Genomic DNA, 15573 nt, shown 5'->3' with positions numbered 1-15573 from the left:
TCGCTCCAGTCGTACCATCCACGGACCGCTCAGTCGACTCGATCCCGTGAGGCCTCGAGTCCCATGAAAAAGGTTGTGCCATGCGCGCTAAATACGTCCTCCCCTCCCTCGCCGCCGTTGCGGCGCTGATGCTCACCGGATGCGTCGACAACTCGACTCCGGCGACATCAGGTTCGCTCGAGAGCAGCGCCGCTGCGATCACGAAAGACGACGCGGCAGCGGCACTGGTCCCGGCCGAGGTGGCCGATCGTGGCACCCTGATCATCGGAACCGAACCGACCTACGCACCGAACGAGTTCAAGAACGAGGCCGGCGACCCGATCGGCTGGGACGTCGAGCTCGCGAGCGGCCTCGCCGCCAAGCTCGGCCTGACGCCGACGTTCCAGGTCGCGAAGTTCGACAACATCATTCCGAGCGTGGCCGGCGGCAAGGCCGATATCGGGGCGTCCTCCTTCACCGACACCGTCGAGCGCGAGCAGCAGGTCGACTTCGTCAACTACTACAACGCCGGCATCCAGTGGGCCTCGGCCACGGGTGCGGACGTCGACCCCGACAACGCCTGCGGCCTGAAAGTGGCCGTGCAGACCGCCACCTTCGAGGACACCGATGAGGTGCCCGCCAAGAGCGACGCCTGCGTCGCCGCCGGCAAGCCGCCGATCGACAAGCTGAAGTTCGACACCCAGGCCGACGTGGCCAACGCGGTTGTGCTCGGCCAGGCCGACGCGCTCAGCGCCGACTCCCCGGTCACGCTGTACGCGATCGCTCAGACGGGCGACAAGCTGCAGCCGGCCGGCGACACTTTCGATGAGGCCCCGTACGGCATGGTGGTCGCCAGGGGGTCCGAACTCACCGCCGCCGTGCAGGCTGCCCTGCAGTCGATGGTGGATGACGGCAGCTACGAGGCCATCCTTGATGCCTGGGGTGTCACGGACGGTGGCGTGGACGAGATCACGATCAACGCAGCCGCGAACGGCTGACCCCGGTGACCAGGCTGCAGGAGTCCGCCGCCGCGGGACCCGGTAGCCTTGGCGGGCATCGTTTGGGCTGTTCCCGAACCGATATCGCCGAGCCGTTCCCCCAGGGCGGGGGTGTATTAGGCTCACTGCAGTCGTACCGTTCACTGCCATTCAGTCGAATCGAAACCTCGACACCCTACGAAGAAGGTCGTGCCATGCGCGCTAGATACGTACTTCCCGCCCTTGCTGCCGCCGCCGCGCTGATGCTCACCGGCTGTGTCGACAACTCGACACCCGCGACAAGCGGCTCCGACACCGGCAGTGCCCCCACCATCGAGACGGACGACGCGGCAGCGGCGCTGCTGCCCGCCGAGGTCGCCGACACCGGCACCCTCGTCATCGGCACCGACCCGACCTATGCGCCGAACGAGTTCAAGAACGAGGCCGGCGACCCGATCGGCTGGGGCATTGAGATCGCCAGCGGCATCGCCGCCAAGCTCGGCCTCGAGCCCGAGTTCCAGGTGGCGAAGTTCGACAACATCATCCCGAGCGTGGCCGGCGGCAAGGCCGACATCGGTGCGTCGTCGTTCACCGACACCGTGGAGCGTCAGCAGCAGGTCGATTTTGTCAACTACTACACCGCGGGCATCCAGTGGGCCTCCCAGGCGGGTAAGGATGTCGACCCCAACGATGCCTGCGGGCTGAAGGTCGCCGTGCAGGCCACCACCTTCGAGGACACCGACGAGGTGCCCGCCAAGAGCGATGCCTGCGTCGCCGCCGGCAAGCCGCCGATCGACAAGCTGAAGTTCGACACGCAGGATGCCGCCACCAACGCGGTGGTGCTGGGCCAGGCCGACGCGCTCAGCGCCGACTCCCCGGTCACGCTCTACGCGGTCGACCAGACCGGCGACGAGCTGCAGCTGGCCGGTGAGACCTTCGACGTGGCCCCATACGGCATCGTGGTCGCCAAGGGCTCCGAGCTCACATTGGCCGTGCAGGCCGCACTGCAGTCCATGGTCGACGACGGCAGCTACCAGGCCATCCTCGACGAGTGGGGAGTCGCCGACGGCGGCATCGACGAGATCACGATCAACGCGGGCGCGAACGGTTAACCCATGAGCACCACAAACGTCAACGGCGCGGCGGCGGGCTCACCCCCGCCGCTGCGCGAGGCAGCATCGACGTCGGAACCGATCAAGGCCATCCGGCTGCGGCACCCCTGGCGCGTGGTCTTCGCCGTTCTGCTCGTGGCGATCTTCGCGTTCTTCGTCATCGACGCCGCGTTCCGGCCGGCCTACGACTGGCCCGCAGTGGGCAAGTACCTCTTCGACCGTCGTATCTCGATGGCCGCCCTGATCACGATCCAACTGACCGTCTTCTCGATGGTGATCGCCATCATCCTTGGCGTGATCTTGGCTGTGATGCGGCTCTCACCCAACCCGGTGGTCAAGAGCGTGGCCTGGTTCTACCTGTGGATCTTCCGCGGCACCCCGGTCTACGTGCAGTTGACCATCTGGGGTCTGATCTCGCTGATCTACACGAGCATCGACATCGGCCTGCCGTTCATGACCCCGTGGATCTCGTTCAGCACCAACGCGGCGCTGAACACCTTCACCCTGGCCGTGATCGGCCTGGCCCTGAACGAGGCCGCGTACATGGCCGAGATCGTGCGGGCCGGCCTGCTCTCGGTCGACAAGGGCCAGGAAGAGGCCTCCGTCGCCCTGGGCATGAGCTGGTCGCAGACGATGACCCGGGTCATCTTGCCGCAGTCGATGCGGGTGATCATCCCGCCGACCGGCAACGAGGTGATCTCGATGCTGAAAACCACCTCCCTGGTCACCGCCGTGCCGTTCAGCCTGGAGCTGTTCACGAGATCGCGAGATATCTCGGCGGAGACCTTCAACCCGATCCCGCTGCTGATCGTGGCGTCGATCTGGTACCTGTTCTTCACCTCGATCCTGATGGTGGGCCAGTACTTCCTCGAGAAGCGCTTCTCCCGCGGCGTGGGTGACCGGCAGACCGACAAGGACGACCCGGCGCCCATCACCGGTGCCATCACCGGTGTCGTGCCCACAGTCGGGGCGGGCCAGCCGACCGTGATCGTGCCGCCGAAGACGGATGCGCCGGGCACGACCGGAGACGGAGGAGCACGATGAGCGCTACGACAGTGGGGGGCGTCGCATCCCTGGACGTGCCGATGGTTCTCGCCGAACAGGTGACCAAGAGCTTCGGCTCGCACGAAGTGCTCAAGGGCATCACGCTGGAGGTCAAGCGCGGCGAGGTGATGTGCCTGGTCGGGCCCTCGGGCTCGGGCAAGTCCACGTTCCTGCGCTGCATCAACCACCTCGAGGTGCTCTCGGCCGGCCGGCTCAGCGTGGACGGCGAGTTGATCGGCTACCGCGAGTCCAACGGCAAGCTCTACGAGATGGCGCCGAAGGAAGCCGCGAAGCAGCGCCGGGACATCGGCATGGTGTTCCAGCGGTTCAACCTGTTCCCGCACATGACCGCGCTCCAGAACGTGATGGAAGCGCCGCTGCGCGTCAAGGGGCTGCCCAAGTCGAAGGTCGAGTCGAGCGCGCGCGAGCTGCTCGCCCGGGTGGGTCTGGCCGACCGGGCCGACTATTACCCGGCGCACCTCTCGGGTGGCCAGCAGCAGCGCGTGGCGATCGCCCGTGCGCTGGCGATGGAGCCCAAGCTGATGCTCTTCGACGAGCCCACCAGCGCGCTCGACCCCGAGCTCGTCGGCGAGGTGCTCGACGTGATGAAGGGCCTGGCCAAGGAGGGCATGACCATGATCGTGGTGACCCACGAGATGGGCTTTGCCCGGGAGGTCGCCGATTCCCTGGTGTTCATGGACGCCGGCGTCGTGGTCGAGTCGGGCCTCCCGTCGGAGGTGCTGGCCAACCCGCGGCACGCGCGCACCCAGGCGTTCCTCTCCAAGGTGCTCTAACGACGACCGCAAACAAGGAAAAAGGTCGCAAAAGAGGACGGAATCTGGGATTTCGTCCTTTTTTGGTCACTATTTCCTTGTTTGCGGTGCGACCCGCGAAGTAACCGCGCGCGGGTCAGGAGGCGAGGACCTTCTGGATGCGCTGGAGGGAGACACTTTCCGCCGCCCGCAACTCCTGGGCGAAGAGGCTGATGCGTAGCTCCTCGATCATCCAGCGGGCGCGCACCAGGTTCGGCGCCGCGGTCTCCGGCAGCGGGATGCGACCGCCCGCGTCGGTGAAGCGCGCCGTGGCCGCCTGCACCTCGTTCATCCACACCCTGTCGCGGTTGGGGTTGTCGAGGAGCTTGTCGATGCGGGCGGTGATGCCGCCGAGGTAGCGCGGCAGGTGCCGCAGCTGCGCGAGACCGGTGGCGCTGACAAAACCGGGGTAAACCAGCCCGTTCAGCTGCTCACGGGCATCCGTGAGAGCGGCAAGCAGCGCCATGCTCGTGGAGGCCTTGAGCGCCTTGTCGGCGGCGCGGGACGCCGTGAGCACCCGGGCGACGAGGCCGACGGTCTCGAACATCGAGTCCATCACCACGCCGGAGACCCGGTCGCGGATGCTGTCGAACTCGGCCTTCATGAACACCTGGCCGTCGGGCCGCACCCGGTAGAGCACATCGTCGACGGCGGCCGCGAGGCAGTCGTCGAAGAGGGCCTGGGTGGAGCGGTACGGGCTGGTGGCCAGCGAGAGCTTCTCGCCGCCCGTGAGGTGCTGCTGCACATAGGCCACCGGTGAGGCCGTGGCCAGCAACAGCAGCCGGCGCACGCCGCCGGGCAGCGTGCGGGCCTGCTCGTCGACCGTGCTCATCATGCGGATGCTCACCGACGTGCCGTCGTCGATCAGGGTGGGGTAGCCGCGGATGGTGTTGTCACCCTGCTTGGTGTCGATGAAGCGGGGCAGCTCGACGAAGTCCCAGGTGGTGAGGCCCGAGCGCTCGATCGCGTTCGTGGGCACCGCGGCGGAGGCCTTGGCGACGGACTCGCGCACCTTGTTGCCCAGGCGGCGTTGCAGCTCACCGAGGTCCTTGCCGCTGGCGACGCTCTGGCCGCGCTCGTCGACGACCCGGAAGGTCATGCGCAGGTGCGCGGGAACCCGGGAGAGGTCGAAGTCGCGCACGGTGACGGGCACGTAGGTGAGGCGTTGGATGAGGGCGGCGAGGGTGTCGGCGAAGGAGGGGTCGGATGAGTCGCCGTGAGCGTTGGTGCGATTCGAGGCGGCTCGCGGGGTCACTTCGACGGGCTCAGTACGGCGCTCGACAGGCTCGACCAACGTTCGGTCGCCGATCGACGAACCCACGGTGGTTGAGCCAGTCGAAACCACCACACCGGGGGCCGGGGGCAGCTCGGCGAGCAGGCGCACGGCCCAGTCGGCAGCGGGCACGACGTTCCGCCGGATGGCCTTGGGCAGCGACTTGATCAGCGAGGTGACCAGGTCGGCGCGGAGGCCCGGCACCTGCCAGTCGAAGCCGGTGGGGGAGACCCGGGCGAGCAACGCCAGCGGCACCTGCACGGTCACGCCGTCGTCCTCAGCGCCCGGTTCGAACCGGTAGCTCAGCGCGAAGCGCTGGTCGCGCTGCTGCCAGGACGGCGGGAAGAGCGCCTCGTCGATCTCCGGCGCATCCTCGGGCACGAGCGCCTCGGCGGTCATGGTGAGCAGGTCGGGCGTCTGCGCGCGGGCGACGCGCCACCAGGTCTCGAAGGTGCGGGTGCTGTGCACCTCGGCGGGGATGCGGCGGTGGTAGAACTCGAACACGGCCTCATCGTCGAAGAGGATGTCGCGGCGCCGGGTGCGCTCCTCGAGCTCGGCGAGTTCCTTGCGGAGCGCCGTGTTCGCGCGGTCGAACGCGGTGACCCGCTGGTCGACGCGGTCGAGGTCCCACTCGCCGTCGACGAGGGCGTGCCGGATGAACAGCTCGCGCGCGTAGGCCGGGTCGACCCGGGAGAACTGCACCCGGCGGCGCGGCACGATCGGCACGCCGTAGAGGGTGACCCTCTCGTAGGCGACCACGGCGCCCTGCTTCTTCTCCCAGTGCGGCTCGGAGTACGACCGCTTGCAGAGGTCGCCGGCGAGCTGTTCGGCCCAGGCCGGGTCGACCACGGCGTTCATCCGGGCGAACAGCCGGCTGGTCTCCACCAGCTCGGCGCTCATCACGGCGTTGGGCTGCTTCTTGGCCAGCGCGGAGCCGGGGAACAGCACGAAGCGCTGCTGCCGGGCGCCGATGTAGTCCTTTTTGGCCACGTCCTTCAGGCCGATGTGCGAAAGCAGGCCGGAGAGCATCGACCGGTGGATGCCGTCGGGGTTCACCGCCGGATCGCCGATGTGCAGGCCGAGCGGCTTGGCCAGCTGGCGGAGCTGCTTGTAGACGTCCTGCCACTCGCGCACCCGCAGGTAGTTGAGGTACTCGTTCTTGCACAGCCGCCGGAACGCGCTGGAGCCGAGCTCCTTCTGCTGCGTCTCGAGGTAGTTCCAGAGGTTGAGCAGCGAGAGGAAATCGCTGGTGGGGTCCGCGAACCTGGCATGCTTCTCGTCGGCGGAGCCGCGGCGCTCCAGCGGGCGCTCGCGCACGTCCTGGATGGTGAGTCCGGCCACGATGGCCATCACCTCGCGGCTGGTGCCCTGCACCTTGGACTCGATCACCATGCGGCCGAACCGGGGGTCGATGGGCAGCTGGGCAAGCTGCTGACCCACCCGGGTGAGGCTGTGCGTGCCGGCCGTCACGGCCATCCGCCCGCGGCCGCCGCCACCGTGACCGCCACCGCCGCGCCCGCGCCCGCCGTCGTCGCGCCCGCCGCGCCCGCGCCCGCCGTCACGGCCGGAGCGACCGCCGGCCTGGCTCGGGTCTTCGGTGGGGGTGCCGGTGGCCGCCACGACGGCCGTGACCGCGCCGAGCTCGGTGAGCAGGTCGAGGCCGTCCTTGATGTTGCGGGAATCCGGCGGGGTGAGGAACGGGAACTGGGCGATGTCACCCAGGCCCAGGGAGATCATCTGCAGGATGACCGCGGCGAGGTTGGTGCGCAGGATCTCCGGCTCGGTGTACTCGGGCCGGCGGGTGAAGTCCTCTTCGCTGTACAGGCGGATGGCGATGCCGTCGCTGGTGCGACCGGAGCGGCCCGAGCGCTGGTTGGCGGACGCCTGCGCGATGGCCTCGATCGGCAGCCGCTGCACCTTCGAGCGCACGCTGTAGCGGCTGATCCGGGCGGTGCCGGCGTCGATGACGTAGCGGATGCCCGGCACGGTGAGGCTGGTCTCGGCCACGTTGGTGGCGAGGATGATGCGGCGCCGCACCCCGGCCACGGTGGAGGGCTGGAAGACCCGGTGCTGGTCGGCGGAGGAGAGTCGGCCGTAAAGCGGCAGTACCTCGGTGGGGCTGGTGCGGTCGCCGCCGGCGAACTTGCCCTGCAGGGCGTCGGCCGCGTCGCGGATCTCGGTCTCGCCGGAGAGGAACACCAGAACGTCGCCGTTGGACTCCCGCTCGAGCTCGTCGAGCGCCGCGGAGATGCCCTCGATGTAGTCGCGGTCCACGCTAGGCGCCGCATCCGTGATCTCGTCTTCGTCGTCGATCGCTGCCTCGGCCACCAGCGGGCGGTAGCGGATCTCGACCGGGTAGGTGCGGCCGGAAACCTCGATGATCGGCGCCGGGGTGCCGTCGGCGGCCGCGAAATGCTTGGCGAAGCTGGCCGGGTCGATGGTGGCGCTGGTGATGATCAGCTTGAGGTCGGGTCGCTGGGGGAGCAGCTGCTGCAGGTAGCCGAGCAGGAAGTCGATGTTGAGGCTGCGCTCGTGGGCCTCGTCGATGATGATGGTGTCGTACTTCTGCAGCATCCGGTCGCGGTGGATCTCGTTGAGCAGGATGCCGTCGGTCATCAGCTTGATGCGGGTGTCGGCGCCGACGCGGTCGGTGAAACGCACCTGGTAGCCGACGAGTTCGCCGACCTCTTGGCCGAGTTCCTCGGCGATGCGCTCGGCGATGGTGCGCGCGGCGAGCCGGCGCGGCTGGGTATGCCCGATCGACTCCCGGCCGAGCTCCAGGCAGATCTTGGGCAGCTGCGTGGTCTTGCCCGAGCCGGTGGAACCTGCCACGATCACGACCTGGTTGTCGCGGATGGCGCGCGCGATGTCGTCGCGGCGCTGGCTGATCGGCAACTCGGGCGGGAAGGTGATTGTGACGGGAATCATTAGCCCTCCATGTTATTGCTTCGCGGGGGTACTCCACTTCGAGTCCGATGCTTGATGCGCAAAGTAGTTTGTGTTACAAAGTAGATATGGATGAGAACCCAACTGCCGCCACCGCCGACCTCGACGAGCCGATGGGGGACCCGCAGCAGATGCTCGCCCTGCTCGAGGCCCAGCAACGCCGGGTGGCGGATGCGCAGATCGCGCCGGTCGTCTGGCTGTACTTCATCTGGGGCGTCGCCTGGTTCGTCGGTTTCCTCGCCCTCTGGTCGGGCGACCCCGACGGCAACCCGTGGTTCACGATTCCGGCCGGGGTGGCCACGCCGTTGTTCATCGTGCTGCTGGTGATCTCGATCGTGTCCTCCGCGGTGATCGGGCTGCGGATCAACCGGGGTGTGCGTGGGGTGTCCAGCTTCTCCGGCGCTGTCTACGGGTTGTCCTGGTCGGTGTGCGGCGGCGCCTTCGCGTTGCTGGGGGTGGGCCTCATCCGCAACGGCCTCTCCCCGGAACTGGCCAACCTCTACTTCCCGTCCGGCTACGCCCTGATGTGCGGCACGATCTACCTGGGCGGCGCGGCCCTCTGGCGTGACAAATCCCAGCTCGTCCTCGGTCTGTTCATGCTCGTGGTCGGTGCGGCCGCCCCGTTCGCCGGGTCGCCCGGCAATGACCTGGTCTTCGCCCTCGCCGGCGGCGGGGCGTTCCTGGTCACCGCCGCCGTCATGGCCGTGCGGCTGCGCCGGAACCGATGACCATGGACGAGCTCGACCCGGTGATCCACGCATCCGCCCGGCTCAAGATCACCGCCACCCTGGCCACGCTCGAGGTCGGCGACCAGATCGCTTTCCCCCGCCTGCAGGAACTGCTCGGCATGACCGCCGGCAACCTGTCCACGCACCTGCGCAAGCTTGAAGACGCGGACTATGTTGACGTCATCAAGTCGCACCAGGGCCGTACCCCGGCCACCTACCTGGCCCTGTCGCGCACGGGCCGGCGCGCGTTCGAAGACTACCGAGAAGCCCTGCGCGACCTGTTGGGAGAATCCGCATGACCGTTCTAGCCCGCCTCGACCAGGTCACCCGCCGCTTCGGCGAGGTACTCGCCGTCGACGACGTCACCCTTGACATCCACTCCGGCAGCATCCTGGGCCTGCTCGGGCCCAACGGCGCCGGCAAGTCCACCGTGCTCACCATGCTGCAGGGGCTCCGCAAGCCGACAACCGGCACCGTCACCCTGTTCGGCGGCTCGCCCGGCGACTACCGGATGCGCCAGAAGCTCGGCGGCACCCCGCAGGAGACCGCGCTGCCGCCGACCCTGCGCGTGGGCGAGGTCATCGACTTCGTCGGCCGGCACTTCGACGAGCCGCTGAGCACGGCGGCCGTGGCCGACGAGTTCGGCCTGGGGGAGTTGCTCAAACGCCAGACCGGCGCGCTCTCGGGTGGCCAGAAGCGCCGGCTCAGCGTGGCGCTCGCGTTCGTGGGCCAGCCGCGGCTGGTGCTGCTCGACGAACCGACTACCGGGCTCGACGTGGATGCCCGCCGCACCCTGTGGGATGCCGTGCGCCGGCAGCACGACCGCGGCGCGACCGTGGTGGTGACCAGCCACTACCTGGAGGAGATCGAGGCGCTCGCCGAACGTGTGGTGGTGATGGGGCACGGCCGGGTGATCGCCGACGATACCGTTTCGGCGGTGATCAACCAGGTGTCGCTCCGGCAGGTGCGCCTGGTGACCGACCAGCCCGACCGGGTGAGCGGCCTGCCCGGCGTGGTGGGCCGCGACCTCGGCGACAACGGCAGCGCCACCTTCTACGCCAACGACAGCGACCGGTTGATCGTGGAGCTCGTGCGCTCCGGCATCCCCTTCACCGATCTCACCGTGCGCGGCGCCACCCTCGAAGAGGCCTTCCTCACCCTGACCGGGGCGACGGATGCCGCGACCGGGCAATCGTCCCGGCCCGCCACGGAGGCGATCCGCCATCGTGACCCCGCTGCCCGTTCCGCCCAGAAGGAGATGAACCGATGAGCACCCTCACGCCCACCCCTTCCGGCACCGCGCCCGGCACCGGTAGCCGTGCCGCGGTTCTCGGCGGGCGCACGGGCATCCTCGCGCTCACGCTCGTGCACGCGCGGATCATCCTCGTCGAGACGTTCCGCATCCCGGCCGCCCTGATCGGGTCGCTGGTGTTTCCCGGGCTGTCGCTGCTGTTCTTCGTGGTGCCGCAGCGCGCCGTCGCCGACAACCCCGAGTTCGCCACCCAGGCGGTGATCGCTCTGAGCGTGTTCGCGCTGATGTCCAACTCGCTGTTCAGCTTCGGCCTGAATATCTCGGCCAACCGCGAGCAGCCCTGGGACCCGTACCTGCGCACCCTGCCGGTGCCGGGTATCTCCCGGGTGCTCGGGCAGATCTGCTCGACCGGGCTGATGGGACTGGTGTCGATCCTGCCGGTGATCGCGATCGGGGCACTGTTCACCGCGGCGGAGGCATCCGCTCTGGGGATTCTCGCGGGGATCGTGGCGCTGGGCATCTCGGCGCTGCCGTTCATGTTCATCGGCATCTCGATCGGCTACTCGATGTCGTCCAAGGCGGCGATCGCGGTGGTGCAGATCGTGATGTTCGGCCTCGCGTTCGCGGGCGGTTTGTTCCTGCCGCCGTACCTCTTCGCCGACTGGCTCGACACGCTGTCGAAGTTCCTGCCGTCTCGGCAGGCCCGGGAGTTCGTGGTCTGGGCCGTGCAGGGCGGTGAGCTGGAGCCGTGGGTGTGGGTGGGCATCCTGGTCTGGACCGCGGCGACCTTCGCCCTGGCCCTGCTGCTCTTCCGCCGCGACGAGGGCCGCCGCTACCGCTGAGCCGCAACTGGTCCCCGTGCGGACAATTGGGCCCGGTGTGCCGGGACCAATTGTCCGCAGCGGGCACGGTTGGCCCGGGAGAGGGACGGCGGCGGACGCCGAGGGCAGCCGGATTACGCTGTCGGCATGCATGACGTGCGGCGCATCCGCCCGGTCCCTAGGCTCAGTGGATGACGAAATCCGTACCCACCATCGCCCTGAACGACGGCCACACCATCCCGCAGCTCGGCTTCGGGGTCTTCAAGGTCGACCCGACCGAGACCACCCGCATCGTGACCGACGCGCTCGAGGTGGGCTACCGGCACATCGACACCGCCGCCGTCTACGGCAATGAGGAGGGTGTCGGCCGGGCGCTGGCGTCCTCGGGTATCAACCGCTCCGAGCTGTTCGTCACCACCAAGCTCTGGAACGACAAGCAGGGCACCCAGTCCGCGCTGGATGCGTTCGATGCGAGCCTGCAGAAGCTCGGCCTGGACTACGTCGACCTGTACCTGATCCACTGGCCGGCTCCGGGCAACGACAAGTTCGTGGAGAGCTGGCAGACGCTCGAGAAGATCCGCGAGTCCGGCCGGGCCCGCTCGATCGGCGTCTCGAACTTCCTGGTGCCGCACCTGGACCGACTGCTCACCGAGACGGATGTGGTGCCCGCGGTCAACCAGATCGAGCTGCACCCCGCCTACCAGCAGGCCGAGATCGCCGCTTTCGCCCGCCAGCACAGCATCCACATCGAGGCCTGGGGCCCGCTCGGCCAGGGCAAGTACCCGCTGCTCGAGGAGCCCGTCGTGACCACCGCGGCAGAGGCGCACGGCAAGACCGCCGCGCAGGTGATCATCCGCTGGCACCTGCAGGCCGGCAACATCGTCTTCCCCAAGAGCAACCGCCGCGAGCGCATGGTCGAGAACCTCGACGTGTTCGACTTCGAGCTCAGCCACACCGAGGTCGCCACCATCTCGGCGCTCGAGCGCGGCGGCCGGGTCAGCTCGCACCCCAACGACGTCAACTAGCCGCACCCGGGCTTCATCGACTTGCCGCAAACGGCCCCTTCTGCACCGCTGAAGGGGCCGTTTGCGGAAAGTCGGTGCAGTGCGCTGCGCCCACTTGCCGCAAGATACCCCTTGGCGGCGCCCGAAGGGGCGTTTTGCCGCGACTCGGCGAATGCCCGAGCGGCCCGGGCAGTGGATGCGCCGGCGCCGGGCGCATCCGCCGTCTTACGCCGTGTGTCGGCACGGGTGGCGGCAGCCGCACCGGCCACCTAGCGTCGAGGTATGTCGTACACCCTGAACGTCGTCGCCGTCTCCGGCAGCCTGCACGCGCCCTCGAAGACCACCGCCCTGGTGCGGGAGATTCTCGCCGCGCTCGAACGTGAACTCTCCATCGACGTGCACCTGATCGAGCTCAGCCAGGTGGGCCGCGAATTCAGCGGGGCGCTGCGGCGCGACGAACTGTCCGCCGCGGCCGAGGCCGACCTGCAGCGCATCGAGGGCGCCGACCTGCTCATCGTGGCGTCGCCGGTGTACCGGGCGTCGTTCACCGGCCTGTTCAAGCACGTCTTCGACTTCGTCGAGCAGTACTCGCTGGTGGACAAGCCGGTGCTGCTGGCCGCGACCGGCGGCAGCGATCGGCACGCGCTGATCCTGGAGCACCAGTTCCGGCCGCTGTTCAGCTTCTTCCAGGCGCTCACCCTGCCGCTGGGGGTGTACGCCAAGGACTCCGACTTCACCGACTACCGGGTGACCAACCCCGAGCTCAGCGATCGTATCGACCAGGCTATCCGGCGCGGGCTGCCGCTGGTGCGGGCCAGCCTGCCGGCCAACCTCTCGGCGGACTCCGCCGCCATCGTCTGGTGACATGCCGGCGCCGGCTGGATAGCACGCCGGATAGCACCGTGGAATAGTCCCGCGCCCGAACGCCTTACATTGGGACGTGCACGGATGCGACCCATCCGGGAGAGAAGTACCTTGTGTCCCTGATCAATTGGCTCTTTGACGCCCAGCTGCAGATCGGCACCCAGACCATCCTCTGGCGCGAGATCATCGGCAACGCGTTCGGCATCGCCAGCGCCGTCGGCGGGATGCGCCGCAAGATCTGGGCCTGGCCGGTGGGTATCCTCGGCAACGCGTTGCTCTTCACGGTCTTCCTCGGCGCCGTCTTCGGCACCCCCAACCCGGTCAACCTGCTCGGGCAGGCCGGTCGCCAGATCATGTTCATCATCGTGTCGGTCTACGGCTGGGTGCAGTGGTCGCGCACCCGCTCGGCCGGCACCGTGGCCGTCGCCCCGCACTGGGCCGGCACCCGTGCGCGCATCGGCCTGGGTCTGGGCCTGGTGGTCGGCACGCTGGTTCTCACCCCGATCTTCCGGGCGCTGGGCTCCTTTGAACCGGTCTGGGCCGACGCCTGGATCTTCGCCGGCTCGCTGTTGGCCACCTACGGGATGGCCCGCGGCTGGACCGAGTTCTGGCTGATCTGGGTGGCCGTCGACATCGTCGGGGTGCCGCTGCTGATCAGCGCCGGCTACTACGCCTCGGCCATCCTGTACCTCTTCTACGGAGCCTTCACCATCACCGGCTTCGTGATCTGGAGCCGGGTGCAACGCCGCCGGGCGCTCGTGGAGCGCGCACTGGTCTGAGCCGCCCGCCACCCTCCGCGACAGCGGCCGGGTGGTTGCCTGGTGCTCGGGAGGTGACCACAACCCCGCCTTCGCGTGCTTGGCCCATCGCTTTCGCGAGATGGGCCGGGGCGCTATTCGCCGGGGAGGGGCGGCGTCCGACGTCGCAGCTGCTTGGGCCGGCCAAGGGCCACCAGCCCCAGCACCGGGGCGATGAGCAGCTGCATCGCCACGAGCGGACCGAACGAGGCGAACACCACGGTGAGCACGGCGGTGGCGGCGCCCAACGCCAGCACGATCGCCAGGTATCCGGTGCGTCCGGTGCGGGCGAAGGCCACGGATGCCAGCCCGAGCGGCACCAGTCGCAGCCACAGATCGAGTGCGGACTGGGGGAGCGGCCCGCCGATGTACGAGATGCCGGCGGCCAGCACGTAGAGGCCCGTCCACACCCAGAACAGCCACGGGCCGGCGGGCTCAAGCGGCGGGGCGGGCTCGTCGTCCGCCCAACCCGGCAGGGGCCCGGGGCGGTACGGCGCCGAACCGTTGCCGGGCCATGCGTCGCCCGGACCCGCCGCAGCGCCGGGGCCAGTGCCCCGGCCCGCGGCGCCAGGCGCACCGCCACCGGGCCCCGACGCGGCGCCGGGTCCTGTGGCGCCCGGCGGGTACGCGCTGGAGCCGGGGACCCGGCGCATCCGCTCGGCCTCGGCCTCACGCAGCACGGCCCGAGCCTGGCTGATCCTGTAGAACCGGGCGGCCGCCGCGGCCAGCTCGGCCGGGCTCGCGGCGGTCAGCCTGTCGGGGTGCGAGCGCTGGGCGTGAAATCTGAACGCCCGCTCCACCTGCTCCAGTTCGGCATCAACGGGCACCTCGAGAACCGCCGCCGCCTCGGCCGGGGTCATCGTGCGGTCGCTCATGCGGCGCGGCCGGGTTCGGGGCGGCGGTGGATGCTCATGGGCCGGTGGACGGGGGAGGGTGTCCGGTCAGCGCCGGGGTGGTTCGGCCGGTACGGGCGCGGGGCCGGCGGCCACGGGGGAGTCCCCGATCCGGCGGCGAAACGAGTCCTGGCCCCAGGACAACCACACGAAGGCGCCCACGACCGGGAACATGAGGATGATCAGCACCCAGATCGCCCGCTCGGTGCCCGACATCGGGGTGCGGAATAGGGAACCGAAGACCACGACTACGGCCACGGCGATCAAAGCCATCGTGCCGATCCCCAGCAGCAGTGCCCAGATGTCCATGGTGACCCTTCGTTCCCTCCAGTCTCACAGTCGACCCCCGGTTGGGCAACCCTCCGAAACGGGGCCGTGGCACGCGAGTTGCCGCAACGAACCCGCATCGCGCTGTTCTACGCGAGGGTTCATAACCGGCTCCTCACCCCACTCTGCATAGCCGATCAACCGCTCGCCCCCACCGATCTCCGCAAGCCAGTGCACAACATTGACGCTCACCTCGAGGCTTACACCGATCGGTCACGCCTGGGAAAAGCCGCGTGGAAACTCAAGGCACACGTCGAAGTCCTGATCCCCCAGGATCACTAGACCGGTATGGCGACACCAAGCAGCGTCCCGGCGACTATGAACGCGATGACGATTGCCATCAGTCCGAGTGCGGGCACGAGCCAAGTCGCCGCTGTGCGCTGGCGGCGCTGCAGAATCAACACGGTTATGGTACCGGCCGCGGTCGCCAGAGTGGCGATCGGTGTGATCCACAGTGTTGCGTAGAGAAGCTGATAGTCGCACTGCACGCTCAGGTCGCTACACGCGGCGACTCCCATCTGCATAAACAGGAGTACGACCGACAGCAACGAACCAACGAACACGTCCACAATGAAAAGAACAACGGGCGCGACGATACCTCTCGAAACTTCCCCTAATCCTTCCGGCCGTTGCCGTCCGCTGGTGTTTGTCTCATTGTCACTGAAGGAAATTTGGTCTCCGATCCCTTTGGGCATGAGTTTCATCGTAGGTGTGGGGCCCAAGCTCAGGACCCACACAAACGCT

At 68.5% G+C, this 15573-nt stretch carries 15 protein-coding genes; 11 read left to right on the top strand and 4 right to left on the bottom strand.

Annotated elements, in window-relative coordinates:
- Positions 1–80 precede the first annotated feature (80 nt).
- The 4 genes from BJQ95_RS14305 (at position 81) to BJQ95_RS14290 (ending at position 3906) form a co-directional block, all read left to right on the top strand.
- Entirely contained in the window at positions 81–977 is an 897-nt protein-coding gene (locus tag BJQ95_RS14305; protein ID WP_130179167.1) for an ABC transporter substrate-binding protein, read from the top strand.
- A 194-nt stretch (positions 978–1171) separates the two neighbouring features.
- The gene (locus BJQ95_RS14300) at positions 1172–2068 is read left to right on the top strand and encodes an ABC transporter substrate-binding protein (protein WP_130179166.1); all 897 of its coding nucleotides are present in this window, start codon (positions 1172–1174) and stop codon (positions 2066–2068) included.
- 3 nt (positions 2069–2071) lie between these two features.
- On the top strand, positions 2072–3112 hold the full coding sequence (locus tag BJQ95_RS14295) for an amino acid ABC transporter permease (protein WP_130179165.1): 1041 nt from the start codon (positions 2072–2074) through the stop codon (positions 3110–3112).
- A 41-nt stretch (positions 3113–3153) separates the two neighbouring features.
- Positions 3154–3906, top strand: a complete 753-nt coding sequence (locus BJQ95_RS14290) for an amino acid ABC transporter ATP-binding protein (RefSeq protein WP_130179222.1) — start codon at positions 3154–3156, stop codon at positions 3904–3906.
- Between the two features lie 115 nt (positions 3907–4021).
- Here the strand turns inward: BJQ95_RS14290 and hrpA are convergent, their stop codons facing one another.
- The gene (hrpA, locus tag BJQ95_RS14285) at positions 4022–8125 is read right to left on the bottom strand and encodes an ATP-dependent RNA helicase HrpA (RefSeq protein WP_130179164.1); all 4104 of its coding nucleotides are present in this window, start codon (positions 8123–8125) and stop codon (positions 4022–4024) included.
- Positions 8126–8211: 86 nt separating this feature from the next.
- Here hrpA and BJQ95_RS14280 point away from each other — a divergent pair, with 86 nt between their 5' ends.
- The 7 genes from BJQ95_RS14280 to pnuC all read left to right on the top strand — a co-directional run bounded on the left by BJQ95_RS14280 (position 8212) and on the right by pnuC (position 13591).
- On the top strand, positions 8212–8871 hold the full coding sequence (locus BJQ95_RS14280) for a hypothetical protein (protein WP_130179163.1): 660 nt from the start codon (positions 8212–8214) through the stop codon (positions 8869–8871).
- 2 nt (positions 8872–8873) lie between these two features.
- Entirely contained in the window at positions 8874–9170 is a 297-nt protein-coding gene (locus BJQ95_RS14275) for a transcriptional regulator (RefSeq protein WP_130179162.1), read from the top strand.
- Entirely contained in the window at positions 9167–10141 is a 975-nt protein-coding gene (locus BJQ95_RS14270) for an ABC transporter ATP-binding protein (protein WP_130179161.1), read from the top strand. The genes BJQ95_RS14275 and BJQ95_RS14270 overlap by 4 nt, the downstream gene beginning before the upstream one ends.
- Complete coding sequence (locus tag BJQ95_RS14265) at positions 10138–10965, top strand: ABC transporter permease (protein ID WP_240694930.1); 828 nt, start codon at positions 10138–10140, stop codon at positions 10963–10965. The genes BJQ95_RS14270 and BJQ95_RS14265 overlap by 4 nt, the downstream gene beginning before the upstream one ends.
- A gap of 170 nt (positions 10966–11135) precedes the next feature.
- Positions 11136–11969 carry an aldo/keto reductase gene (locus tag BJQ95_RS14260; protein WP_256041395.1) on the top strand — a complete coding sequence of 278 codons (834 nt, stop codon included), beginning with the start codon at positions 11136–11138 and terminating at the stop codon, positions 11967–11969.
- 261 nt (positions 11970–12230) lie between these two features.
- Positions 12231–12812 (top strand): FMN reductase, encoded by a 582-nt coding sequence (msuE, locus tag BJQ95_RS14255; protein ID WP_130179160.1) that lies wholly within the window; start codon positions 12231–12233, stop codon positions 12810–12812.
- Positions 12813–12925: 113 nt separating this feature from the next.
- Positions 12926–13591, top strand: a complete 666-nt coding sequence (gene pnuC / locus BJQ95_RS14250) for a nicotinamide riboside transporter PnuC (RefSeq protein WP_130179159.1) — start codon at positions 12926–12928, stop codon at positions 13589–13591.
- A gap of 113 nt (positions 13592–13704) precedes the next feature.
- On the opposite strand, the gene BJQ95_RS14245 is transcribed toward pnuC, so the two are convergent.
- From BJQ95_RS14245 to BJQ95_RS14235, 3 genes are all read right to left on the bottom strand, one after another.
- Positions 13705–14484: a J domain-containing protein gene (locus BJQ95_RS14245; RefSeq protein WP_256041394.1), complete on the bottom strand. Its 780-nt coding sequence runs from the start codon at positions 14482–14484 to the stop codon at positions 13705–13707.
- A gap of 66 nt (positions 14485–14550) precedes the next feature.
- Positions 14551–14811, bottom strand: a complete 261-nt coding sequence (locus BJQ95_RS14240) for a PLDc N-terminal domain-containing protein (protein ID WP_130179157.1) — start codon at positions 14809–14811, stop codon at positions 14551–14553.
- 296 nt (positions 14812–15107) lie between these two features.
- On the bottom strand, positions 15108–15524 hold the full coding sequence (locus tag BJQ95_RS14235) for a hypothetical protein (RefSeq protein ID WP_130179156.1): 417 nt from the start codon (positions 15522–15524) through the stop codon (positions 15108–15110).
- Between the last annotated feature and the right edge of the window lie 49 nt (positions 15525–15573).

This window comes from Cryobacterium sp. SO1, from assembly GCF_004210215.2.
In the GTDB taxonomy this organism is placed as follows: domain Bacteria; phylum Actinomycetota; class Actinomycetes; order Actinomycetales; family Microbacteriaceae; genus Cryobacterium.
This window is presented reverse-complemented; position numbering and strand designations above follow the sequence as displayed.